The sequence below is a fragment of the Escherichia sp. MR genome (assembly GCF_005280595.1).
In the GTDB taxonomy this organism is placed as follows: domain Bacteria; phylum Pseudomonadota; class Gammaproteobacteria; order Enterobacterales; family Enterobacteriaceae; genus Escherichia; species Escherichia ruysiae.
Genome location: NZ_SZVK01000050.1, coordinates 1 through 23,967, shown reverse-complemented (window position 1 = coordinate 23,967; position 23,967 = coordinate 1). Strand labels below are relative to the sequence as shown.

The 23,967-nt window shown below is 52.9% G+C and carries 23 protein-coding genes, 1 pseudogene and 1 riboswitch; of the genes and pseudogenes, 9 read left to right on the top strand and 15 right to left on the bottom strand.

The window, feature by feature from the left end:
* Positions 1-48: 48 nt before the first annotated feature.
* Together FC814_RS23280 and zraP are read left to right on the top strand one after the other, a co-directional pair.
* Complete coding sequence (locus tag FC814_RS23280; RefSeq protein ID WP_071987976.1) at positions 49-177, top strand: hypothetical protein; 129 nt, start codon at positions 49-51, stop codon at positions 175-177.
* A 2-nt stretch (positions 178-179) separates the two neighbouring features.
* Positions 180-605, top strand: coding sequence for a zinc resistance sensor/chaperone ZraP (zraP, locus tag FC814_RS18100; protein WP_010348290.1), 426 nt, complete (start codon positions 180-182; stop codon positions 603-605).
* Between the two features lies 1 nt (position 606).
* Here zraP and FC814_RS18095 read toward each other — a convergent pair whose 3' ends face one another.
* From FC814_RS18095 to nudC, 6 genes are all read right to left on the bottom strand, one after another.
* On the bottom strand, positions 607-1,302 hold the full coding sequence (locus tag FC814_RS18095) for a DUF1481 domain-containing protein (RefSeq protein ID WP_038809070.1): 696 nt from the start codon (positions 1,300-1,302) through the stop codon (positions 607-609).
* Between the two features lie 12 nt (positions 1,303-1,314).
* Positions 1,315-1,587: a nucleoid-associated protein HU-alpha gene (gene hupA / locus FC814_RS18090; protein WP_001044513.1), complete on the bottom strand. Its 273-nt coding sequence runs from the start codon at positions 1,585-1,587 to the stop codon at positions 1,315-1,317.
* Positions 1,588-1,773: 186 nt separating this feature from the next.
* Positions 1,774-2,364, bottom strand: a complete 591-nt coding sequence (locus FC814_RS18085) for a YjaG family protein (protein WP_000940106.1) — start codon at positions 2,362-2,364, stop codon at positions 1,774-1,776.
* Between the two features lie 42 nt (positions 2,365-2,406).
* A complete protein-coding gene (nfi, locus tag FC814_RS18080) occupies positions 2,407-3,078 on the bottom strand; it encodes a deoxyribonuclease V (RefSeq protein ID WP_000362395.1) in 672 nt (223 codons plus the stop codon).
* A gap of 9 nt (positions 3,079-3,087) precedes the next feature.
* On the bottom strand, positions 3,088-4,152 hold the full coding sequence (gene hemE / locus FC814_RS18075) for a uroporphyrinogen decarboxylase (protein ID WP_000137657.1): 1,065 nt from the start codon (positions 4,150-4,152) through the stop codon (positions 3,088-3,090).
* A 39-nt stretch (positions 4,153-4,191) separates the two neighbouring features.
* Positions 4,192-4,965 (bottom strand): NAD(+) diphosphatase, encoded by a 774-nt coding sequence (nudC, locus tag FC814_RS18070; RefSeq protein WP_137326261.1) that lies wholly within the window; start codon positions 4,963-4,965, stop codon positions 4,192-4,194.
* Between the two features lie 94 nt (positions 4,966-5,059).
* On the opposite strand from nudC, the gene FC814_RS18065 reads away from it, so the two are divergent.
* From FC814_RS18065 to thiH, 7 genes are all read left to right on the top strand, one after another.
* A complete protein-coding gene (locus tag FC814_RS18065) occupies positions 5,060-5,536 on the top strand; it encodes an Rsd/AlgQ family anti-sigma factor (RefSeq protein ID WP_000934290.1) in 477 nt (158 codons plus the stop codon).
* Positions 5,537-5,587: 51 nt separating this feature from the next.
* Positions 5,588-5,688: riboswitch (TPP riboswitch) on the top strand.
* A 79-nt stretch (positions 5,689-5,767) separates the two neighbouring features.
* Complete coding sequence (gene thiC / locus FC814_RS18060) at positions 5,768-7,663, top strand: phosphomethylpyrimidine synthase ThiC (RefSeq protein WP_137326260.1); 1,896 nt, start codon at positions 5,768-5,770, stop codon at positions 7,661-7,663.
* The gene (thiE, locus tag FC814_RS18055) at positions 7,663-8,298 is read left to right on the top strand and encodes a thiamine phosphate synthase (protein ID WP_137326266.1); all 636 of its coding nucleotides are present in this window, start codon (positions 7,663-7,665) and stop codon (positions 8,296-8,298) included. Before thiC ends, thiE begins: the two co-directional genes overlap by 1 nt.
* A complete protein-coding gene (thiF, locus tag FC814_RS18050) occupies positions 8,291-9,046 on the top strand; it encodes a thiazole biosynthesis adenylyltransferase ThiF (protein WP_137326259.1) in 756 nt (251 codons plus the stop codon). Before thiE ends, thiF begins: the two co-directional genes overlap by 8 nt.
* Positions 9,030-9,230: a sulfur carrier protein ThiS gene (gene thiS, locus FC814_RS18045; protein WP_001166240.1), complete on the top strand. Its 201-nt coding sequence runs from the start codon at positions 9,030-9,032 to the stop codon at positions 9,228-9,230. The genes thiF and thiS overlap by 17 nt, the downstream gene beginning before the upstream one ends.
* Before the next feature lies 1 nt (position 9,231).
* Positions 9,232-10,002, top strand: coding sequence for a thiazole synthase (gene thiG, locus FC814_RS18040; RefSeq protein ID WP_000944046.1), 771 nt, complete (start codon positions 9,232-9,234; stop codon positions 10,000-10,002).
* Entirely contained in the window at positions 9,999-11,132 is a 1,134-nt protein-coding gene (gene thiH, locus FC814_RS18035) for a 2-iminoacetate synthase ThiH (protein ID WP_137326258.1), read from the top strand. The genes thiG and thiH overlap by 4 nt, the downstream gene beginning before the upstream one ends.
* Before the next feature lie 241 nt (positions 11,133-11,373).
* Here the strand turns inward: thiH and rpoC are convergent, their stop codons facing one another.
* The 9 genes and pseudogenes from rpoC to tuf form a co-directional block, all read right to left on the bottom strand.
* Entirely contained in the window at positions 11,374-15,597 is a 4,224-nt protein-coding gene (gene rpoC / locus FC814_RS18030) for a DNA-directed RNA polymerase subunit beta' (protein WP_000653937.1), read from the bottom strand.
* 76 nt (positions 15,598-15,673) lie between these two features.
* Positions 15,674-19,702, bottom strand: coding sequence for a DNA-directed RNA polymerase subunit beta (rpoB, locus tag FC814_RS18025; protein ID WP_000263098.1), 4,029 nt, complete (start codon positions 19,700-19,702; stop codon positions 15,674-15,676).
* A 318-nt stretch (positions 19,703-20,020) separates the two neighbouring features.
* A complete protein-coding gene (rplL, locus tag FC814_RS18020) occupies positions 20,021-20,386 on the bottom strand; it encodes a 50S ribosomal protein L7/L12 (RefSeq protein ID WP_000028878.1) in 366 nt (121 codons plus the stop codon).
* Positions 20,387-20,452: 66 nt separating this feature from the next.
* Positions 20,453-20,950 (bottom strand): 50S ribosomal protein L10, encoded by a 498-nt coding sequence (rplJ, locus tag FC814_RS18015; protein WP_001207201.1) that lies wholly within the window; start codon positions 20,948-20,950, stop codon positions 20,453-20,455.
* Between the two features lie 412 nt (positions 20,951-21,362).
* On the bottom strand, positions 21,363-22,067 hold the full coding sequence (gene rplA, locus FC814_RS18010; RefSeq protein ID WP_001096683.1) for a 50S ribosomal protein L1: 705 nt from the start codon (positions 22,065-22,067) through the stop codon (positions 21,363-21,365).
* Positions 22,068-22,070: 3 nt separating this feature from the next.
* Positions 22,071-22,499, bottom strand: coding sequence for a 50S ribosomal protein L11 (rplK, locus tag FC814_RS18005; protein ID WP_079805435.1), 429 nt, complete (start codon positions 22,497-22,499; stop codon positions 22,071-22,073).
* Positions 22,500-22,657: 158 nt separating this feature from the next.
* A complete protein-coding gene (gene nusG, locus FC814_RS18000) occupies positions 22,658-23,203 on the bottom strand; it encodes a transcription termination/antitermination protein NusG (RefSeq protein WP_001287521.1) in 546 nt (181 codons plus the stop codon).
* A 1-nt stretch (position 23,204) separates the two neighbouring features.
* Positions 23,205-23,588, bottom strand: a complete 384-nt coding sequence (secE, locus tag FC814_RS17995; RefSeq protein ID WP_001275702.1) for a preprotein translocase subunit SecE — start codon at positions 23,586-23,588, stop codon at positions 23,205-23,207.
* A 229-nt stretch (positions 23,589-23,817) separates the two neighbouring features.
* A pseudogene (gene tuf, locus FC814_RS17990) lies at positions 23,818-23,967 on the bottom strand (elongation factor Tu); the annotation flags it as partial.

Genomic DNA, 23,967 nt, shown 5'->3' with positions numbered 1-23,967 from the left:
CGTTTACCCTGCGCTGTAACACAAACGCTTATGTTTCAATGAGTAAAAATGACTCGCTACCCACATCAGGCGAGTCATTTTTACTCGCTTATCATGCCTGATTTCCCGTCACGTCAGCGTTTCGTCGTTGGCACGGAAGATGCAATACCCAAAGTAAGACAACCACTGGAGGATTAACCATGAAACGGAACACGAAAATTGCCCTGGTGATGATGGCGCTTTCAGCAATGGCGATGGGATCAACATCTGCATTTGCCCACGGCGGACACGGTATGTGGCAGCAAAATTCCGCGCCTTTGACCAGCGAACAACAGACGGCGTGGCAGAAAATCCATAATGACTTTTATGCTCAAAGCAGCGCGCTGCAACAGCAACTGGTGACGAAGCGTTATGAATACAACGCTCTGTTAGCCGCTAACCCACCGGATAGCAGCAAAATTAATGCGGTCGCCAAAGAGATGGAGACTTTGCGTCAGTCGTTAGATGAGTTACGGGTGAAACGGGATATCGCGATGGCTGAAGCGGGTATTCCGCGCGGTGCAGGAATGGGCATGGGTTACGGCGGCTGCGGTGGTGGCGGTCATATGGGTATGGGTCACTGGTAAATCAGAACGTTTTCTCGTTGGGTTGCCAGCGACAGAAATCAGAGTTTGCCACTAACAGTAATTGCGAACCTTCGGGCGCTTCCAGCCATGCCACGCTGACATCAACAGAAGAGCTGCTCTGGCGGCGCTCGATATGCGCTATCGCCTGCGAATCTAAATCAGGTTTAATGGTTTGCCCTTCGCAGGTGGTTACGGTCTGTTCCATCTCATGCCAGCGTCCCTGACGCAGCACCACTCTCCCCTGGCGTAAAGCATCGCTAATCTGGCGGATTTGGTCAGCGCGATAACGGTATAAATCGATTTGGTCGTTAGAAAGCTGCTGCTTTTCCCCGTCGGATTCACGTTGCATAAAGCTCAGGTCGCCGCGATCGTCAAAACGCGCGCGAATGTTCACCGGCGGTTTACTGTAGACGTTGATATTGATAAGTGTGAGGTTATCGCCCTGCCAGCGATACTCTCGCGTCGTGGTATCGCCATTGCGCCACGGGCTGAACACAGCAAGCAAATGCACATTGTCACCGCTGTCTTTTCGCCAGATACGTACCGCGCCCTGGTCTTCAGCAAAACCACTGGCAGTAAAGGGAGGAAGTGAAGAGTTGTGGCTACAGGCAGTGAGAAACAGTACACCTGCCAGCATCAATGAGTGACGCCAGAAAGACAAAAGGGGTGAAACCACCCCTTCGTTAAAACTGTTCACTGCCACGCAATCTTACTTAACTGCGTCTTTCAGTGCCTTGCCAGAAACAAATGCCGGTACGTTAGCTGCGGCGATTTTGATTTCTTTACCGGTCTGCGGGTTGCGGCCAGTACGCTCAGCGCGGTGGTTCACTTTGAAGGTTCCGAAACCAACCAGTTGTACAGCATCGCCTTCTTTCAGAGACTCAGTAATTGCAGCCAGAGTGGACTCCAGAGCAGCTTTAGCCTGGGTTTTGGACAGTTCTGCTTTCTCTGCAATTACATCAATCAGTTGAGTCTTGTTCATAAGTTATCCTTACAATGTGTTTATCGCTTGCTAAGCATCGAGTGCGACGGAAATGCCAGAATAGCACTCTCCTGCATACACGCACCGATAGCCACTTTTTTTCGCCCCCCAAATGTAGACCAGACGGGGGGCGAAAGGGAAGACTCCAGGTACGACAAATCAGGCGTTAATTCACGTTTTCTGGTCTTATTGCTGAAAAATTATACCAATATTGCTCTCACCCGCCTCACGCAGGTCTGCCCTAAGGCCTTTTATCAGCTCGATGTCGCGTTCTTCACACTCGGCTAAAAGTCGGAATATTTCCCACTGAATGTCCCATTCTTGCTCAACGGCTGGGTTTTCTTTCAGCTCTTCATCGCTCATTTCGCGACCAGCCTGAGTCATTTCCAGCATCGCAACGGTAGTGATGGAGGTCTTACTCACTTCCACCGCGTGTTCGAGCGTTTCGCCACTCAAACGCGAATGAACCAGTTCACTTAACGCCACGCAGGCATCAATTGCCGGATAAACGCCGTACAGATCGAAATCGTCCGCTGAAGGAATCGCTTCCTCAAATTTCTCCAGTTGGCTGTCGAAATTCACTTTTGCGTCTTTGACGGTCAGTGTTTCCCAAATGAGATCGAGAATACGGCGGTAAATTTGCCCATCACCAAAACCGGTTTGCTGGCAGAACATGGCGTAATTGGGGTACATGCGTTCGCATAAGCAAGCCATGAAAGTGACGTGCTGCCAGCTTTCCAGGCGCTCCAGACGCAGATGAATCGGGTTTTGTAACATGTTGAGTTCTCAAATACGGAAATTATCCGCAGTTTACCTGAATTAGGGCTGATTTGCTGTATAGCGCACAAATGCCGGACGTTCCGAGGCCACGGCATCCGCCCAGCGCGTTGGCTCTGGCAGACGATAGCCTTTCATGCAGCGTTGTACCCACGCCAGCGCGCTATCCACGCTGACCCGATGACCCGTAGCGATAAACAGCGGGTTGCAGCGTGCTTTGCTGCGCCAGACCCAGGCCAGCTGCTCGCCTTTATCCATCAGCGGCGCCAGCGCGCCCGGTTCGCTGGAGAGCGGTTCGAATTTACCGCATAGCCGTTTTTTCGCTACGCCAATAGTCGGCACATCCACTAATAAGCCAAAATGGCTGGCGACGCCAAGGCGGCGCGGATGCGAGATCCCGTGGCCATCAACAAACACTAAATCCGGCTTTTGTGACAGCATCTCCCACGCTGCCAGCAGGGCAGGATATTCACGGAAGGAGAGAAACCCCGGGATGTAAGGCATGGTGGTAGCAATGCGTGCCACTTTATACTCCACCAACTCAAGAGTGGGATATTTCAGCAGCACCATCGCCGCTCGCGTCACTTCTCCACCCTGTTCAAACCCGACATCGGCTCCGGCGATCAGATCCGGTGGATCTTTATCGAGTCGATCCTCGCGGATCACAGAAGAAGCCAGTTCGATTTGTTGAGCGCGTAATGACGCGAGATCCATAATTACTCCTTAGCGGTGATATTGTTCAGATAACCGATGCACTGCCTCCACAAACACGCCAGCATGTTCTGGCGGTACATCCTGGTGAATGCCGTGACCAAGGTTAAAGACATGACCTTCGCCGTGACCGAAACCTGCAAGTATAGTCGCTACTTCTTCTTCAATTCGGGCTGGTGGCGCGTACAGCATCGACGGGTCCATATTGCCCTGCAATGCGACTTTATTGCCCACGCGGCGGCGCGCATCGGCGATGTCGGTTGTCCAGTCCAGTCCCAGCGCATCGCAACCGGTTTCTGCCATGGCTTCCAGCCACTGTCCGCCACCTTTGGTAAACAGCGTGACGGGCACGCGGCGACCGTCGTTTTCACGCAATAAACCATCAACAATTTTATGCATGTAATAGAGCGAGAACTGTTGATAATCGCGCCCGGTAAGCACGCCGCCCCAGGTGTCGAAAATCATCACCGCCTGGGCACCGGCTTTAATCTGCGCATTCAGATACAGGGTGACGCTTTTCGCCAGTTTATCGAGTAACGCGTGTAACGCCTGCGGATCGGCATACATCATTTTTTTGATCACGGTGAAGGCTTTGCTGCTGCCGCCTTCCACCATGTAGGTCGCCAGCGTCCACGGACTGCCGGAAAAACCAATCAGCGGCACTTCGCCTTTCAGTTCGCGGCGAATGGTACGCACCGCGTTCATCACGTAACCCAGTTCATCTTCCGGATCCGGAATTGGCAGTTTATCAACGTCAGCTTTGCAGGTGACTGGCGAGGTAAAACGAGGACCTTCTCCGGCTTCAAAATAGAGCCCTAATCCCATCGCGTCCGGAACGGTGAGGATATCGGAAAAGAGGATCGCCGCGTCCAACGGATAGCGACGCAGCGGCTGCAAAGTCACTTCGCACGCCAGTTCGGCGTTTTTGCAAAGCGACATAAAATCGCCCGCCTGAGCACGCGTGGCTTTATATTCTGGTAGATAGCGACCCGCCTGGCGCATCATCCATACTGGAGTGACATCAACGGGCTGGCGCAGCAGCGCCCGCAGATAACGATCGTTTTTAAGTTCGGTCATTTTGGCTGTTCCTTAGTGCGTCAGGCGGTCAGTGTATCATCACTCATACTCTGCCCGACACATCGCCACCGTATCTTCTATCAGGCGGCGCGCCACGGTGCCAGGAGGTGGCAGTAAGGGTAAATCGTCGTAACGATACCAGTTCGCCTCCAGCAGTTCTTTTGGATCAATCACGATGTCGCCGCTCTCATAGTCCGCCATAAACGCAGTCATTAATGACTGAGGAAATGGCCACGGCTGAGAAGTCACGTAACGCAGGTTTTTGACTTTGATGCCACTCTCTTCCATTACTTCCCGCGCGACCGCCTGTTCGAGGGTTTCGCCCACTTCGACGAATCCGGCAAGTACCGTATGGACACCGTTACGATGGCGGGTATGCTGAGCGAGCAGAATCGAATCATCACGACGGATGGCAACAATAATGCAGGGGGCGATTTGCGGGTAGTAACGCTCACGGCAGTGGCTGCACAGCATCGCCCATTCTGTTTTGCTCGGATACATTTCATGCCCGCAATACCCGCAGTATTTATGCGAGCGGTAAAACTCCGCCAGTTGCACGCCGCGTCCGGCTAGTTGAAATAGCCCGACGTCCAGATCAATGACCTGGCGCACCGAACCCATATCATGGTGGCGCTGCTGTTGCACCAGCCAAACAGGTTCTCCTTGCCATTCGCCGATATGCAGTGCGCGCTGACCCACAAGATCGAAATTTGCCGCTTTGCCACATGGCAATTCTCCCTTCGGCAACCATAATTTTTGCTCATGACTGACGACCCACCAGCCGTGATCTAATTTTTCAATTATACGATCCATAGCTCTTGCACTACCTTTGCATCACTGGCATGTTTAACATGGTTTTTACATTTCTCACTGAGCAGTTTTTGAATACAAACTTGCGGAGTCAATCATGCTTAACCAGCTCGATAACCTGACGGAGCACGTCAGAGGAAGTAACAAACTGGTTGATCGCTGGCTACATGTACGTAAGCATCTGCTCGTGGCTTACTACAATCTGGTTGGCATTAAGCCTGGCAAAGAATCGTACATGAGGCTAAACGAAAAAGCCCTTGATGATTTTTGCCAGAGCCTGGTCGATTACTTGTCTGCCGGACATTTCAGCATTTATGAGCGCATTCTTCATAAGCTGGAAGGCAACGGGCAGCTCGCTCATGCCGCGAAGATTTGGCCGCAACTCGAAGCCAATACGCAACAGATTATGGATTACTACGATTCCAGCCTGGAAACCGCCATCGATCATGATAATTACCTTGAATTTCAACAGGTTTTATCTGATATCGGCGAGGCGCTGGAAGCGCGCTTTGTGCTGGAAGATAAGCTAATTCTGCTGGTGCTTGACGCCGCCCGCGTCAAACATCTTGCTTGAGTTCTGCGCTGTTAACGCGTAATTTACATTCAACGCCCCGTTTTCGGGGCTAATTTCTTGTCGGAGTGCCTTAACTGGCTGAGACCGTTCATTCGGGATCCGCGGAACCTGATCAGGCTAATACCTGCGAAGGGAACAAGAGTTAATCTGCTACCGTATCGCCTTTGCAGCGATCGTCTCTTGCTTCATCCGTCGTCTGACAAGCCACGTCCTTAACTTTTGGAATGAGCTATGTCTGCAACAAAACTGACCCGCCGCGAACAACGCGCCCGGGCGCAACATTTTATCGACACCCTGGAAGGCACCGCCTTTCCCAACTCAAAACGCATTTATATCACTGGCACACAACCCGGCGTGCGCGTGCCGATGCGTGAGATCCAGCTTAGCCCGACGCTAATCGGCGGCAGCAAAGAACAGCCACAGTACGAAGAAAACGAAGCGATTCCGGTTTATGACACCTCCGGCCCATATGGCGATCCGCAAATCGCCATTAACGTTCAGCAAGGGCTGGCAAAACTGCGTCAGCCGTGGATCGACGCACGCGGCGATAGCGAAGAACTTACCGTGCGCAGTTCCGATTACACTAAAGCGCGGCTGGCAGATGATGGCCTCGAAGAGCTGCGTTTTAGCGGCGTATTAACGCCAAAACGCGCCAAAGCAGGCCACCGCGTCACACAACTGCACTACGCCCGTCAAGGCATCATCACACCGGAGATGGAATTCATCGCCATTCGCGAGAATATGGGACGCGAGCGCATCCGCAGCGAAGTTTTGCGCCACCAGCATCCGGGAATGAGCTTTGGCGCACGTCTGCCGGAAAATATCACTGCGGAATTTGTCCGTGATGAAGTCGCTGCCGGACGCGCCATTATCCCCGCCAACATCAACCATCCTGAATCAGAGCCGATGATTATTGGTCGCAACTTCCTGGTAAAAGTTAACGCCAATATCGGCAACTCGGCGGTCACCTCTTCCATCGAAGAAGAAGTGGAAAAGCTGGTGTGGTCTACGCGCTGGGGAGCGGATACGGTGATGGATCTTTCCACCGGTCGCTATATTCACGAAACCCGCGAATGGATTTTGCGTAACAGCCCGGTGCCAATCGGTACTGTGCCGATCTACCAGGCACTGGAGAAGGTTAATGGGATCGCTGAAGATCTTACCTGGGAAGCGTTCCGCGACACGCTGCTGGAACAGGCCGAACAGGGCGTGGATTATTTCACGATTCATGCAGGCGTTCTCCTGCGCTATGTGCCGATGACCGCGAAACGCCTGACCGGTATCGTCTCGCGCGGCGGTTCGATTATGGCGAAATGGTGCCTCTCCCATCATCAGGAAAATTTCCTTTATCAACATTTCCGCGAAATTTGTGAAATCTGCGCTGCTTATGACGTTTCGCTGTCGCTGGGCGACGGCCTGCGCCCCGGTTCGATTCAGGACGCCAACGATGAAGCGCAGTTTGCCGAGCTGCATACGCTGGGCGAACTGACCAAAATCGCCTGGGAATATGACGTACAGGTGATGATTGAAGGCCCCGGGCATGTGCCGATGCAGATGATTCGCCGTAATATGACCGAGGAGTTAGAGCACTGCCATGAAGCGCCGTTCTATACCCTCGGGCCGCTGACCACCGATATTGCACCAGGCTATGACCACTTCACGTCAGGGATTGGTGCGGCGATGATCGGCTGGTTTGGCTGCGCGATGCTCTGTTACGTAACGCCGAAAGAGCACCTGGGTCTGCCCAATAAAGAAGACGTTAAGCAAGGGCTTATCACCTATAAGATTGCCGCCCACGCTGCCGACCTGGCAAAAGGGCATCCGGGCGCGCAAATTCGCGATAACGCCATGTCGAAAGCCCGCTTCGAATTTCGCTGGGAAGACCAGTTTAATCTGGCTCTCGACCCATTTACCGCTCGCGCTTACCACGATGAAACCCTGCCGCAAGAGTCCGGTAAAGTCGCCCATTTTTGCTCCATGTGTGGGCCGAAATTCTGCTCGATGAAAATCAGCCAGGAAGTACGTGATTACGCCGCCGCGCAAACCATTGAAGTGGGAATGGCGGATATGTCGGAGAATTTCCGCGCCAGAGGCGGAGAAATCTATCTGCGTAAGGAGGAAGCGTGATGTATCAGCCTGATTTTCCTCCTGTACCTTTTCGTTTAGGGCTGTACCCGGTGGTGGACAGCGTACAGTGGATCGAACGTCTGCTGGACGCTGGCGTGCGAACTCTCCAGCTACGCATCAAAGATCAGCGCGATGAAGAGGTGGAAGCCGATGTCGTGGCGGCAATTGAGCTGGGTCGCCGCTATAACGCGCGGCTGTTTATTAATGATTACTGGCGGCTGGCGATCAAGCATCAGGCGTATGGCGTCCATCTGGGGCAGGAAGATTTGCAATCTACCGATCTCAGCGCCATCCGCGCGGCTGGTCTGCGGCTTGGCGTTTCGACCCATGACGATATGGAAATCGACGTTGCGCTGGCAGCACGACCTTCTTATATCGCGCTGGGACATGTGTTTCCGACACAAACCAAACAGATGCCTTCTGCACCGCAGGGGCTAGAGCAGTTGACACGGCACATTGAGCGTCTGGTGGATTATCCCACCGTGGCGATTGGCGGTATCAGTCTGCCGCGCGCGCCTGCGGTGATGGCGACGGGTGTCGGCAGTATCGCCGTCGTCAGTGCCATTACCCAGGCGGCAGACTGGCGTTTGGCAACTGCACAATTGCTGGAAATTGCAGGAGTTGGCGATGAATGACCGTGACTTTATGCGTTACAGCCGTCAAATCCTGCTCGACGATATCGCTCTTGACGGGCAGCAAAAACTGCTCGACAGCCAGGTGCTGATTATCGGTCTGGGCGGGCTGGGTACACCTGCTGCGCTGTACCTGGCGGGCGCTGGTGTCGGGACGCTGGTACTGGCAGATGACGACGATGTGCATTTGAGCAATCTGCAACGACAAATCCTCTTTACCACTGAAGATATCAATCGCCCGAAATCGCAGGTCTGCCAACAGCGACTGACACAGTTAAATCCCGACATTCAACTGACAGCACTACAACAACGGTTAACGGGTGAGGCGTTAAAAGATGCGGTTGCACAAGCCGATGTGGTGCTCGACTGTACCGACAATATGGTGACTCGCCAGGAGATTAATGCCGCCTGCGTGGCACTCAACACGCCGCTTATCACCGCCAGCGCGGTCGGATTTGGCGGTCAGTTGATGGTATTAACGCCGCCCTGGGAGCACGGTTGTTATCGCTGCCTATGGCTGGATAACCAGGAGCCAGAACGCAACTGCCGCACGGCAGGCGTGGTTGGTCCGGTGGTCGGAGTGATGGGCACGTTACAGGCACTGGAAGCGATTAAGTTATTGAGCGGTATAGAGACGCCTACAGGAGAACTCCGACTGTTCGACGGTAAATCCAGCCAGTGGCGCAGCCTGTCGTTGCGCCGCGCCAACGGATGTCCGGTATGCGGAGGGCGCAATGCAGATTCTGTTTAACGATCAACCGATGCAGTGTGCCACCGGACAAACTGTTCACGAACTGCTGGAACAACTCGATCAGCTAAAAGCAGGCGCGGCGCTGGCGATTAATCAGCAAATCGTCCCGCGCGAGCAATGGGCGCAACATATCGTGCAGGATGGCGACCAGATCCTGCTTTTTCAGGTTATTGCAGGAGGTTGAAATGTTACGTATCGCGGACAAAATGTTTGATTCACATCTGTTTACCGGCACCGGGAAATTCGCCTCTTCACAACTTATGGTGGAGGCGATCCGCGCTTCCGGCAGCCAGGTGGTGACGCTGGCAATGAAACGCGTCGACTTGCGCCAACACAATGACGCTATCCTCGCCCCGCTTATCGCGGCGGGTGTGACACTGCTACCGAATACTTCTGGGGCGAAAACGGCGGAAGAAGCCATTTTCGCTGCCCATCTGGCACGTGAAGCGTTAGGAACACACTGGCTGAAGCTGGAGATTCACCCTGACGCCCGCTGGTTGTTGCCCGATCCCATCGAAACGCTGAAAGCCGCCGAAACGCTGGTGCAACAAGGATTTGTCGTGCTGCCTTACTGCGGTGCCGATCCGGTGTTGTGCAAACGTCTGGAAGAAGTGGGCTGTGCAGCGGTGATGCCGCTCGGTGCACCGATTGGTTCTAATCAGGGGCTAGAAACCCGCGCCATGCTGGAGATTATTATCCAGCAGGCCACGGTTCCGGTAGTCGTTGATGCTGGCATCGGCGTTCCAAGCCATGCCGCGCAGGCGCTGGAAATGGGCGCCGATGCGGTGTTAGTGAATACGGCAATTGCCGTCGCGGACGATCCCGTCACCATGGCGAAGGCATTTCGCCTGGCGGTAGAAGCGGGCCTGCTGGCACGTCAGGCCGGACCTGGCAGCCGCAGTCATTTTGCTCATGCCACCAGCCCACTGACCGGATTTCTGGAGGCATCGGCATGAAAACCTTCAGCGACCGCTGGCGGCAACTGGACTGGGACGACATCCGCCTGCGTATCAACAGCAAAACGGCTGCTGACGTAGAGCGGGCGCTGAGTACAGCGCCACTTACCCGCGACGACATGATGGCGCTGTTATCGCCAGCCGCCAGTGAATACCTGGAACCACTGGCTCAACGGGCGCAGCGTCTGACTCGTCAGCGATTTGGCAACGTCGTCAGCTTCTACGTCCCGCTTTATCTTTCCAATCTTTGCGCTAACGACTGCACGTACTGTGGATTTTCCATGAGCAATCGCATCAAGCGCAAAACGCTGGATGAAGCAGATATCGCCAGAGAAAGCGCCGCTATTCGGGAAATGGGCTTTGAGCATCTGTTGCTGGTCACTGGTGAACATCAGGCAAAAGTGGGAATGGATTACTTTCGTCGTCATCTCCCTGCCCTGCGTGAACAGTTCTCTTCACTACAGATGGAAGTACAGCCGCTGGCGGAAGCGGAATACGCCGAGTTAAAGCAACTTGGTCTCGATGGGGTAATGGTTTATCAGGAGACGTATCACGAGGCGACATATGCCCGCCATCATCTGAAAGGTAAAAAACAGGACTTTTTCTGGCGACTGGAAACGCCGGATCGGCTGGGTCGCGCGGGGATTGATAAGATAGGCCTCGGCGCGCTAATCGGCCTTTCTGACAGCTGGCGCGTTGACTGCTATATGGTTGCCGAGCATTTACTGTGGCTGCAACAGCATTACTGGCAAAGTCGTTATTCCGTCTCCTTCCCGCGCCTGCGTCCGTGTACTGGCGGCATTGAGCCTGCGTCGATTATGGATGAACGCCAGTTAGTGCAAACCATCTGCGCCTTCCGTCTGCTTGCGCCGGAGATTGAACTCTCACTCTCCACGCGGGAATCACCGTGGTTTCGCGATCGCGTTATTCCGCTGGCAATTAATAACGTCAGCGCCTTCTCGAAAACGCAGCCAGGTGGCTATGCCGACAATCACCCCGAGCTGGAACAGTTCTCACCGCACGACGATCGCCGACCTGAAACGGTTGCTGCCGCATTAATCGCTCAGGGTTTGCAGCCGGTATGGAAAGACTGGGACAGCTATCTGGGACGCGCCTCGCAAAGGCCATGAGACAGAATGTAAGAACGTAAATTTATTCCGAGCTGCTACGGAAGATGAAAAACGGAAGGTTGTTGAAAGCGTTGCGTTTTTTTATGGTAGTACCGTCAGCAGGAATGTTGTCCAGGGCGAAAAGCTTCTTCCTCGTTTCGCCCTGCCTTTCTTAATATTTCCCGTGAAGGCTTTGCCCTCTGAATAACCCCCATAAAAAAACCCGCCGAAGCGGGTTTTTACATTATTTGCGGATTAACGATTACTCGTTATCAGAACCGCCCAGACCTGCGTTCAGCAGTTCTGCCAGGCTGGCAGACGCGTCTTCTGCAGTCACCTGCGGTGCAGCCGGAGCTTCACCCGCAGCACGGCGGCGCATACGATCCTGGTGATACGCATAACCCGTACCTGCCGGGATCAGACGACCCACGATAACGTTCTCTTTCAGACCGCGCAGTTCATCGCGTTTGCCCGCAACAGCTGCTTCGGTCAGTACGCGAGTGGTCTCCTGGAACGATGCCGCAGAGATGAACGACTCGGTTGCCAGAGACGCTTTGGTGATACCCAGCAGATCGCGGGCATAAGTTGCACCCACTTTGCCGTTCGCTTCCAGTTCGCGGTTTGCGATCTTGACGCGAGAGTATTCAACCTGTTCGCCTTCCAGGAAGTCGGAGCTACCCGCGTTAACGATGGTGGCTTTACGCAGCATCTGACGAACGATAACTTCGATGTGTTTATCGTTAATCTTAACGCCCTGCAGACGGTATACGTCCTGTACTTCGTTAACGATGTAACGAGTCACAGCATGAACACCACGCAGACGCAGAATGTCGTGCGGCGCTTCCGGACCATCGGAAATGACGTCACCACGTTCTACACGTTCACCTTCGAACACGTTGAGCTGACGCCATTTCGGAATCATCTCTTCGTAAGGTTCGCTGCCGTCTACCGGAGTGATAACCAGACGACGTTTACCTTTGGTTTCTTTACCGAAGGAAACGACACCGCTGATTTCAGCCAGGATTGCCGGCTCTTTCGGACGACGTGCTTCGAACAGATCCGCAACGCGCGGCAGACCACCGGTGATGTCCTTAGTACCGCCAGATTCCTGCGGAATACGCGCCAGGGTGTCACCAGAGCTGATCTGTACGCCATCTTCCAGCTGAACAATCGCTTTACCCGGCAGGAAGTACTGCGCAGGCATATCAGTACCAGGGATCAGAACGTCGTTACCCTGAGCATCAACGATTTTCAGTGCCGGACGCAGATCTTTACCACCTGCGGTACGTTCTGCGGAATCCAGAACTACCAGCGAAGACAGACCGGTCAATTCGTCGGTCTGACGAGTAATGGTCTGACCGTCAATCATATCGGTGAAGCGAACAAAACCGCTTACTTCAGTGATAACCGGCATGGTGTGCGGGTCCCAGTTTGCAACGGTTTCGCCGCCTGCAACCTGTTCGCCATCACCTTTCGCCAGTACCGCACCGTAAGGCACTTTGTAGCTTTCTTTGGTACGACCAAATTCGTCGATCAGCTTCAGTTCGGTGTTACGGGAAGTGATAACCAGTTTACCGCTGGAGTTCACAACCGACTTCACGTTGCTGAGCTTGATGCTACCTTTGTTTTTCACCTGGATGCTGGATTCAGCAGCCGCACGGGACGCCGCACCACCGATGTGGAACGTACGCATGGTCAGCTGAGTACCCGGTTCACCGATGGACTGTGCCGCGATAACACCGATTGCTTCACCTTTGTTGATGATGTGGCCACGCGCCAGGTCACGACCGTAGCAGTGCGCACATACACCAAAGTCGGTGTCACAGGATACAACAGAACGTACTTTAACCGCGTCGACAGAGTTCTCTTCCAGCAGGTCACACCACTGTTCGTGCAGCAGCGTGTTGCGCGGAACGAGGATATCAGCAGTACCCGGCTTCAGAACGTCTTCAGCAGTTACACGACCCAATACGCGATCGCGCAGCGGCTCTTTAACGTCACCACCCTCGATAACCGGAGTCATCATGATACCTTCATGAGTACCACAATCGTCTTCAGTAACCACCAGGTCCTGCGCCACGTCAACCAGACGACGAGTCAGGTAACCGGAGTTCGCAGTTTTCAGTGCGGTATCCGCCAGACCTTTACGAGCACCGTGGGTGGAGATGAAGTACTGGAGTACGTTCAGGCCTTCACGGAAGTTCGCGGTGATTGGCGTTTCGATGATGGAGCCATCCGGCTTCGCCATCAGACCACGCATACCAGCAAGCTGACGAATCTGTGCCGCAGAACCACGCGCACCGGAGTCGGCCATCATGTAGATGCTGTTGAAAGATACCTGTTTCTCTTCCTGACCGTCACGGTTAATAACGGTTTCAGTTTGCAGGTTATCCATCATCGCTTTGGATACACGATCGTTCGCCGCAGCCCAGATATCGATAACTTTGTTGTAGCGTTCGCCCGCAGTTACCAGACCAGACTGGAACTGTTCCTGAATTTCAGCAACTTCTGCTTCTGCCTCGGAGATGATTTCGTGTTTCTTCTCCGGGATGACCATGTCATCGATACCAACCGATGCACCGGAACGCGCTGCATATGCAAAGCCGGTGTACATGATCTGGTCCGCAAAAATAACGGTCGGTTTCAGACCGAGAATGCGGTAGCAGGTGTTCAGCATTTTGGAGATTGCTTTTTTACCCAGCGCCTGGTTGACGATGGAGTAAGGCAGACCTTTCGGTACAATCATCCACAGAATGGCACGGCCAACAGTCGTGTCTTTCAGGCTGGTTTTCGCTACTAATTCACCGTTAGCATCTTTTTCATACTCGGTGATACGCACTTTAACGCGCGCATGCAGAGAAGCCAGACCAGCGCGATAAATACGTTCTGCTTCTTTCGGGCCAGTCAGCACCATGCCTTCGCCTTTGGCGTTAACACAGTCACGGGTCATGTAGTACAGACCCAGTACAACGTCCTGAGACGGAACGATGATTGGTTCGCCGTTCGCCGGGGACAGGATGTTGTTGGTAGACATCATCAGCGCACGCGCTTCCAGCTGGGCTTCCAGCGTCAGCGGTACGTGAACAGCCATCTGGTCACCATCGAAGTCGGCGTTATATGCCGCACAAACCAGCGGGTGCAGCTGGATAGCTTTACCTTCGATCAGTACCGGTTCAAATGCCTGGATACCCAGACGGTGCAGAGTCGGTGCACGGTTCAGCAGTACCGGGTGTTCGCGGATAACTTCGTCCAGGATATCCCAAACGACAGCTTCTTCGCGCTCAACCATTTTCTTAGCAGCTTTAATGGTGGTAGCAAGACCACGCAGTTCCAGCTTGCCGTAGATGAACGGTTTGAACAGCTCCAGCGCCATTTTCTTCGGCAGACCGCACTGATGCAGACGCAGGTATGGACCTACGGTGATTACAGAACGACCGGAGTAGTCAACACGCTTACCGAGCAGGTTCTGACGGAAACGACCCTGTTTGCCTTTGATCATGTCGGCCAAAGATTTCAGAGGACGCTTGTTAGAACCGGTGATCGCACGACCGCGACGACCGTTATCCAGCAGGGCGTCTACCGCTTCCTGCAGCATACGTTTTTCGTTGCGTACGATGATATCCGGCGCAGCCAGATCCAGCAGACGTTTCAGACGGTTGTTACGGTTAATGACGCGACGATACAGATCGTTCAGGTCAGAAGTCGCGAAACGACCACCATCCAGCGGAACCAGCGGACGCAGATCTGGCGGCAGTACCGGCAGAACGGTCAGGATCATCCACTCTGGCTTGTTACCAGACTGAACGAACGCTTCCAGCAGTTTGATACGCTTGGTCAGCTTCTTGCGCTTGGTTTCGGAGTTAGTTTCGTTCAGCTCTTCACGCAGCTGTTCGCACTCTTGCTCCAGATCCATGCTCTTCAGCAGAGCCTGGATTGCTTCCGCACCCATTTTCGCGTCGAATTCGTCACCGAACTCTTCCAGCGCGTCCAGATACTGCTCTTCAGTCAGGATCTGCTGGCGTTCCAGGTTGGTCATACCGCCTTCGATTACCACATAGGATTCGAAGTACAGCACGCGTTCGATATCGCGCAGCGGCATATCGAGCAGCAGGCCGATACGGGACGGCAGCGATTTCAGGAACCAGATGTGCGCAGTCGGAGAAGCCAGCTCGATGTGGCCCATACGCTCACGGCGTACTTTGGTCTGGGTCACTTCAACGCCGCACTTCTCACAGATAACGCCACGGTGTTTCAGGCGCTTGTACTTACCGCACAGGCACTCGTAGTCTTTTACCGGCCCAAAGATACGGGCGCAGAAAAGGCCGTCACGCTCAGGTTTGAACGTACGGTAGTTGATGGTTTCCGGCTTTTTAACTTCACCGAAAGACCATGAACGGATCATGTCTGGCGATGCCAGAGCAATTTTGATCGCATCAAACTCTTCGGTTTTAGTCTGCGCTTTCAGAAACTTTAATAAATCTTTCACGGATTTGCTCCCGTCGGAGTTAGCACAATCCGCTGCCGGGTTTTACCCCGACAGCAGTGACCTGTTTGAGCGAGAATTACTCGTCTTCCAGTTCGATGTTAATACCCAGCGAACGAATCTCTTTCAACAATACGTTGAAGGATTCTGGCATGCCCGGCTCCATCTGATGGTTGCCGTCCACGATGTTCTTATACATCTTGGTACGACCGTTCACGTCATCAGACTTAACGGTGAGCATTTCCTGCAGAGTGTATGCCGCGCCGTATGCTTCCAGCGCCCACACTTCCATCTCCCCGAAACGCTGACCACCGAACTGTGCCTTACCACCCAGCGGCTGCTGAGTAACCAGACTGTAAGAACCAGTGGAACGCGCGTGCATCTTATCGTCGACCAGGTGGTTCAGTTTCAGCATGTACATGTAACCTACGGTTACCGGACGTTCGAACTGTTCACCAGTGCGGCCGTCGTACAGGCGGATCTGACCAGAAGTCGGCAGGTCGCCAAGTTTCAGCAGCTCTTTAATTTCTGCTTCTTTCGCACCGTCGAACACCGGCGTGGCGATTGGCATACCTTTGCGCAGGTTTTCAGCCAGACGCATAACTTCTTCATCGCTGAAGGTACTCAGGTCAACTTTCTGACGAACGTCAGCGCCCAGATCGTACGCACGCTGGATGAATTCGCGCAGTTTCGCGACTTCTTGCTGCTGTTTCAGCATGGCGTTGATCTTGTCGCCGATACCTTTCGCAGCCATACCCAGGTGGGTTTCGAGGATCTGACCGATGTTCATACGAGACGGTACGCCCAGCGGGTTCAGTACGATGTCTACCGGCGTACCGTTTTCATCGTAAGGCATATCTTCGATCGGGTTGATCTTAGAAATTACACCCTTGTTACCGTGACGACCTGCCATCTTGTCACCAGGCTGGATACGGCGTTTAACCGCCAGATATACCTTAACAATCTTCAGCACGCCCGGTGCCAGATCGTCGCCCTGGGTGATTTTGCGGCGTTTCGCTTCGAGTTTCTTCTCGAACTCGTGTTTCAGTTCGTCATACTGCTCAGCCAGCTGTTCCAGCTGATTTTGTTTCTCTTCGTCGGTCAGGCCCAGCTCCAGCCAGCGATCGCGCGGCAGTTTGTCGAGCTTCTCAGCTTCAACGCCACCGGCTACCAGCACAGCACGGATACGGCTGAACAGACCCGCTTCGAGGATCTGCAGTTCTTCAGACAGGTCTTTCTTCGCCTGTTTGAGCTGCATTTCTTCGATTTCCAGCGCACGTTTGTCTTTTTCTACGCCATCGCGAGTAAAGACCTGAACGTCGATAACCGTACCGGATACACCGTTTGGTACGCGCAGAGAAGAGTCTTTAACGTCAGACGCTTTCTCACCGAAGATCGCACGCAGCAGTTTTTCTTCTGGGGTCAGTTGAGTTTCACCTTTCGGCGTTACCTTACCAACCAGAATGTCGCCACCGGTCACTTCCGCACCAATGTAAACGATACCGGATTCATCCAGTTTGGAGAGCGCAGCTTCACCCACGTTCGGGATGTCAGCGGTGATCTCTTCCGGCCCCAGCTTGGTGTCACGGGACACACACGCCAGTTCCTGAATGTGGATGGTGGTGAAACGGTCTTCCTGAACAACACGCTCGGATACGAGGATGGAGTCTTCGAAGTTGTAACCATTCCACGGCATGAACGCTACGCGCATGTTCTGACCAAGCGCCAGTTCACCGAGGTCGGTGGACGGACCGTCTGCCAGCACGTCGCCACGTTCAACCGGTTCACCCAGAGAAACACACGGCATCTGGTTGATACAGGTGTTCTGGTTCGAACGGGTGTATTTGGTCAGGTTGTAGATATCGATACCAGCTTCGCCCGGATACATCTCGTCTTCGTTAACTTTGATAACGATACGGGAAGCATCCACGTACTGAACGACACCGCCACGTTTAGCAACCGCAGTTACACCGGAGTCAACGGCAACAGCACGTTCCATACCCGTACCAACCAGCGGCTTATCAGCACGCAGAGTCGGAACGGCCTGACGTTGCATGTTCGCACCCATCAATGCACGGTTGGCGTCATCGTGTTCAAGGAACGGGATCAGGGACGCACCGACGGATACCACCTGCTGGGTGGATACGTCCATGTAGTCAACCTGGTCGCGGCTGAACAAGCTGGATTCGCCTTTACTACGGCAAGTTACCAGGTCTTCTACGAAGTGGCCTTCTTCATCCAGGTTGGAGTTCGCCTGGGCGATAACGTAGTTACCTTCTTCGATAGCAGACAGGTAGTGAATTTCGTCAGTTACAACACCGTCGGTCACTTTACGATACGGAGTCTCAAGGAAGCCGTATTCGTTAGTCTGTGCGTACACGGACAGGGAGTTGATCAGACCGATGTTCGGACCTTCAGGGGTTTCGATTGGACATACGCGACCGTAGTGAGTCGGGTGTACGTCTCGAACTTCGAAGCCTGCACGTTCACGGGTCAGACCGCCTGGACCGAGTGCAGAGATACGACGTTTGTGCGTAATCTCAGACAGCGGGTTGTTCTGGTCCATAAACTGAGACAGCTGGCTGGAACCGAAGAACTCTTTTACTGCTGCGGAAATCGGCTTGGCGTTGATCATGTCCTGAGGCATCAGGGTATCCAGATCGCCCAGAGACAGACGCTCTTTCACCGCACGCTCTACACGTACCAGGCCAACACGGAACTGGTTTTCCGCCATTTCGCCAACGGAACGGATACGACGGTTGCCGAGGTGGTCGATATCATCGACTTCGCCTTTACCGTTACGGATATCGATGAGCTTTTTCATAACATCAATGATGTCGTCTTTGCTCAGGATACCGGAACCTTCGATTTCTTCGCGCAGCAGAGAACGGTTGAACTTCATACGACCAACCGCAGACAAGTCATAACGGTCTTCGGAGAAGAACAGGTTCTCGAACAGGCTTTCAGCTGCTTCACGAGTCGGCGGCTCGCCAGGGCGCATCATGCGGTAGATTTCAACCAGTGCGCTCAGACGGTCGTTAGTTGGGTCGACACGTAAGGTTTCAGAGATATATGGGCCGTGATCCAGATCGTTGGTGAACAGCGTTTCGATACGCTTATGACCAGACTGGCTCAGCTTAGCCAGCAGATCCAGGCTCAGCTCCATGTTCGCTGCGCAGATCAGCTCGCCGGTAGACTCATCAATATAGTCTTTAGCAACCACTTTACCTGCGATGTACTCAACCGGAACTTCAATCAGTTTGACGTCGTCTTTTTCCAGCTGGCGAATGTGGCGCGCAGTAATACGGCGGCCTTTTTCTACGTACACTTTACCGTTAGCTTCGATGTCAAAAGATGCGGTTTCACCACGCAGGCGTTCCGGCACCAGTTCCATCTGCAGCTTGTTATCACGGATTTCAAAGATAACTTTTTCAAAGAACAGGTCGAGGATCTGCTCTGTGGTGTAGTTCAGGGCGCGCAGAATGATGGTCGCAGGCAGTTTACGGCGACGGTCGATACGTACGAACAGGTTGTCCTTCGGATCGAATTCGAAGTCCAGCCAGGAACCACGGTAAGGGATGATGCGCGCGTTATACAGCACTTTACCCGAAGAGTGGGTTTTACCTTTGTCGGAGTCAAAGAAGACGCCAGGACTACGGTGCAGCTGGGAAACGATAACACGCTCAGTACCGTTGATAACAAAGGTACCGTTGTCCGTCATGAGCGGAATTTCGCCCATGTAGACTTCTTGTTCTTTAATGTCTTTTACGGTGCCTTCCGGCGCTTCGCGCTCATAGATCACCAGACGCAGTTTAACGCGCAGCGGTGCGGAATAGGTCACGCCACGGATTTGACATTCCTGGACGTCAAACACCGGTTCGCCAAGGCGGTAGCTGACGTATTGCAGCTCGGAATTACCGCTGTAGCTCTGAATCGGGAATACGGAACGGAAAGCAGCTTCCAGACCATACTGCCCTTCAGGATCTTGCTCGATAAATTTCTGAAACGAGTCAAGCTGGATAGAAAGGAGATAAGGTACATCCAGAACTTGTGGACGTTTACCAAAATCCTTACGAATACGTTTTTTCTCGGTATAGGAGTAAACCATAGGGTTCCTCAGCTCGCTGACAAGTCGACCCATCTGTCCACTGAGCGGACAGTTTGTGCAACACTATTTTGTTGACCGGAAAATGGATACTTTCCGCAATGCCTGTTGCTATCACGCTTAAACCATTTCATTGCGATTTACACAGAACGGGCGTTCTGTCGCAGTATATTAAGTCGTCGATAGAAACAAGCATTGAAAGGCACAGCAGTAGTCAAACAGTGTGAAACGCTACTGGCGCCTTACAGCGCAAAAAGGCTGGTGACTAAAAAGTCACCAGCCATCAGCCTGATTTCTCAGGCTGCAACCGGAAGGGTTGGCTTATTTAACTTCAACTTCAGCGCCAGCTTCTTCCAGAGCTTTTTTCAGTGCTTCAGCGTCGTCTTTGCTCACGCCTTCTTTCAGAGCAGCTGGAGCAGATTCTACCAGGTCTTTAGCTTCTTTCAGACCCAGGCCAGTTGCGCCACGTACTGCTTTGATAACAGCAACTTTGTTAGCGCCAGCAGCTTTCAGAATTACGTCGAATTCAGTTTTTTCTTCAGCAGCTTCAACCGGGCCAGCAGCTACAGCTACAGCAGCAGCAGCGGAAACACCGAATTTTTCTTCCATTGCAGAGATCAGTTCTACAACGTCCATTACAGACATAGCTGCAACTGCTTCAATGATTTGATCTTTAGTGATAGACATTTAAATTGTTCCTGAATATCAGAATAAGTTTATACGTAAGCGAATGCGTTAAAAAGATAACTGCGATTAAGCAGCTTCTTTCGCATCGCGTACAGCAGCCAGAGTACGAACCAGTTTGCCAGCCGAAGCTTCTTTCATGGTTGCCATCAGGCGTGCAATTGCTTCTTCGTAGGTCGGCAGAGTTGCCAGGCGGTCGATCTGAGACGCCGGGATCAGCTCACCTTCAAAGGCAGCGGCTTTGACCTCAAATTTTGCATTCGCTTTCGCGAACTCTTTGAACAGACGAGCTGCAGCGCCCGGGTGTTCCATAGAGTATGCAATCAGGGTCGGACCAACAAACGCGTCTTTCAGGCACTCGAACGGAGTACCTTCAACAGCACGGCGCAGCAGGGTGTTACGAACAACACGCATGTATACGCCAGCTTCGCGACCTGCTTTACGCAGTTCAGTCATTTTATCTACAGTTACGCCACGGGAATCCGCAACCACTGCAGACAGCGCGCCTTTGGCTACTTCGCTGACTTCAGCAACAATCGCTTGTTTGTCTTGAAGATTTAAAGCCATTAGCTTTGCTCCTGGATGTTTGCCAGAGAAAATCTCTGGAACTCACTTCACTCCTCCAAATGGAGAGAGCGTCTTAATTACGGTGAGCAGAAACAAGCCAGAATATACAAGAATAATCTTAGCGTTCTGTCACCGTCTACGCAGGGGATTAAGTTTCTTACGAAACTCCTGCGGTCTTCGACGGAGGCCTGGATAGGCCAGGCTCCAACGAACAAATCTTTTCTATCCGTCGCTATTCAGTTTGTGGCGGCGTTGGCTTCCTTCGTTCGCACCAGTCACATAGTTAGCTATGCTCCTGGCGACTCACTCAGTTGCCGCCTTGCCACAACCCGAATATCTCGGATATACGTCTGCATTAAGCATTATACGTGGGGGTAAGATTGTAGACAAAATCACCGCCCACGTAAAGGTATTAGTTTGCAGAAGCGCTCAGGCCAGCCTGGTCAACTGCAACACCTGCACCCATGGTGGTGGAGATGCTAACTTTCTTGATGTACACACCTTTCGCCTGAGTCGGTTTTGCTTTTTTCAGCGCAACCAGCAGAGCTTCCAGGTTTTCTTTCAGTTTGTCAGCGTCAAAGTCCACTTTACCAATGGTGGTGTGGATGATGCCGTTTTTGTCGTTACGGTAACGAACCTGGCCAGCTTTAGCGTTTTTAACCGCTTCAGCAACGTTCGGGGTTACAGTACCCACTTTCGGGTTCGGCATCAGGCCGCGCGGACCCAGAACCTGGCCCAGCTGGCCAACAACGCGCATTGCATCCGGAGAAGCAATAACAACGTCAAAGTTCATTTCGCCTTTCTTGATCTGGTCAGCCAGATCTTCCATACCTACCAGTTCAGCGCCTGCAGCTTTAGCAGCTTCAGCGTTTGCGCCCTGGGTAAATACAGCTACGCGAACGGAACGGCCAGTACCGTGCGGCAGTACAGTTGCACCACGTACGTTCTGGTCAGATTTACGAGCGTCGATGCCGAGGTTAACAGCAACGTCCACGCTTTCTACGAATTTAGCAGTCGCCAGCTCTTTCAGCAGAGCGATAGCTTCGTTGATGTCGTACTGTTTGGTCGCATCAACTTTCTCGCGGATAACACGCATGCGCTTGGTCAGTTTAGCCATTTCTTAGTCCTCCACTACCAGGCCCATGGAACGTGCAGTACCTTCGATGGAGCGAGTCATCGCTTCAATGTCGGCACCAGTCATGTCGGCAGCTTTGGTCTGCGCGATTTCCTGCAGCTGAGTGCGGGAAATTTTACCCACTTTGTCTTTGTTCGGCTTACCGGAACCAGACTTGATACCAGCCGCTTTTTTCAGCAGAACTGCTGCCGGCGGAGTCTTGGTAACGAAAGTGAAAGAACGGTCAGCGTAAACGGTGATAACTACCGGAATCGGCAGACCTTTTTCGATGGAATCAGTTTTTGCGTTGAACGCTTTGCAGAATTCCATGATGTTTACGCCCTGCTGACCCAGAGCCGGACCTACTGGCGGACTCGGGTTAGCCATACCAGCTGCAACCTGCAGCTTGACATAGGCTTGTACTTTCTTAGCCATTATAAATTCCTCAAGTTGGGTAATAACGCCTCTGAGAGGCTCCCCGTGATATAAAAAATCGTTTTACGGGCAAGGCCCATAAAAACAAAAGGCGCGAAATTGTATTCCAATCTCACGCCTTGTGCAACGATTAAATCGCCGCTTTTTTGATCGCTGGGTTAGGCTTTTTCAACCTGGCTGAAGTCCAGCTCTACCGGGGTCGCACGACCGAAGATAGAAACAGAGACTTTCAGACGAGACTTCTCGTAATCCACCTCTTCAACGACGCCGTTGAAGTCAGCGAACGGACCATCATTAACACGAACCATTTCACCCGGTTCAAACAGCGTCTTCGGACGCGGCTTATCACCAACCTGCTGCAGGCGGTTCATAATCGCATCAACTTCTTTATCGCTGATTGGCGCAGGACGATCGGAAGTACCGCCGATGAAGCCCATCACACGCGGTACGCTGCGCACCAGGTGCCAGCTCGCGTCGTTCATCACCATCTGAACGAGGACGTAGCCAGGGAAGAATTTGCGTTCGCTTTTGCGACGCTGACCGCCACGGATCTCAACGACTTCTTCAGTCGGAACCATGACTTCGCCAAACAACTCTTCCATGTTGTGTAATTTGATATGCTCACGCAGCGACGTTGCTACGCGGCCTTCAAAACCGGAAAACGCCTGAACGACGTACCAGCGCTTTTTAGGAGCTTCAGACATCTCAGAACCTCAGGCCAGTGATAAAGGATACCAGGCGAACCAGAATACCATCCAGTCCCCACAGGATCAGTGACATTACTGCGGTAACCGCAGCCACAATCAGCGTGGTGTGCAATGTTTCCTGGCGAGTCGGCCAAATGACCTTACGGACTTCGGTACGCGCTTCACGGGCAAAAGCAACGGTTGCTTTACCTTTTGTCGTTAACAGCGCGACACCACCCGCTGCAGCAATCAGAATTACTACGGCCAGCGCACGCAGCGGCAGCATAATGTCGCGATAAAGGTAGTTGCCGACGATTGCCACCAGGAGCAATGCCACCACAACGACCCACTTCATCGCTTCCAGGCCGCGCCCGCTTCCTTGAGCTTCGGTATTCGCACTCATAAACCAACCTGTCAGAAGTATTCTACAAACATTTTCACCCCGCGATAGCGAGGCAAACCAAATCGAAACGCGTATTCGCTTTTCGGATTATACGCCCTCAACAGAGCCTGTCTCAGCAATGATTATGACAAAGAAAATCACTGATGAGCCAGGTTCTGGTACGAAAGCGTGCAAAAAGGGCATCAAATGATGCCCTTTTATTGCGCATTGCGTCAAATGTTATCGGCAATTAGCTCAGAACTTTAGCTACAACGCCCGCGCCAACGGTACGGCCGCCTTCACGGATTGCGAAACGCAGACCATCGTCCATCGCGATCGGGTGGATCAGGGTAACAACCATTTTGATGTTGTCGCCCGGCATTACCATCTCTACGCCTTC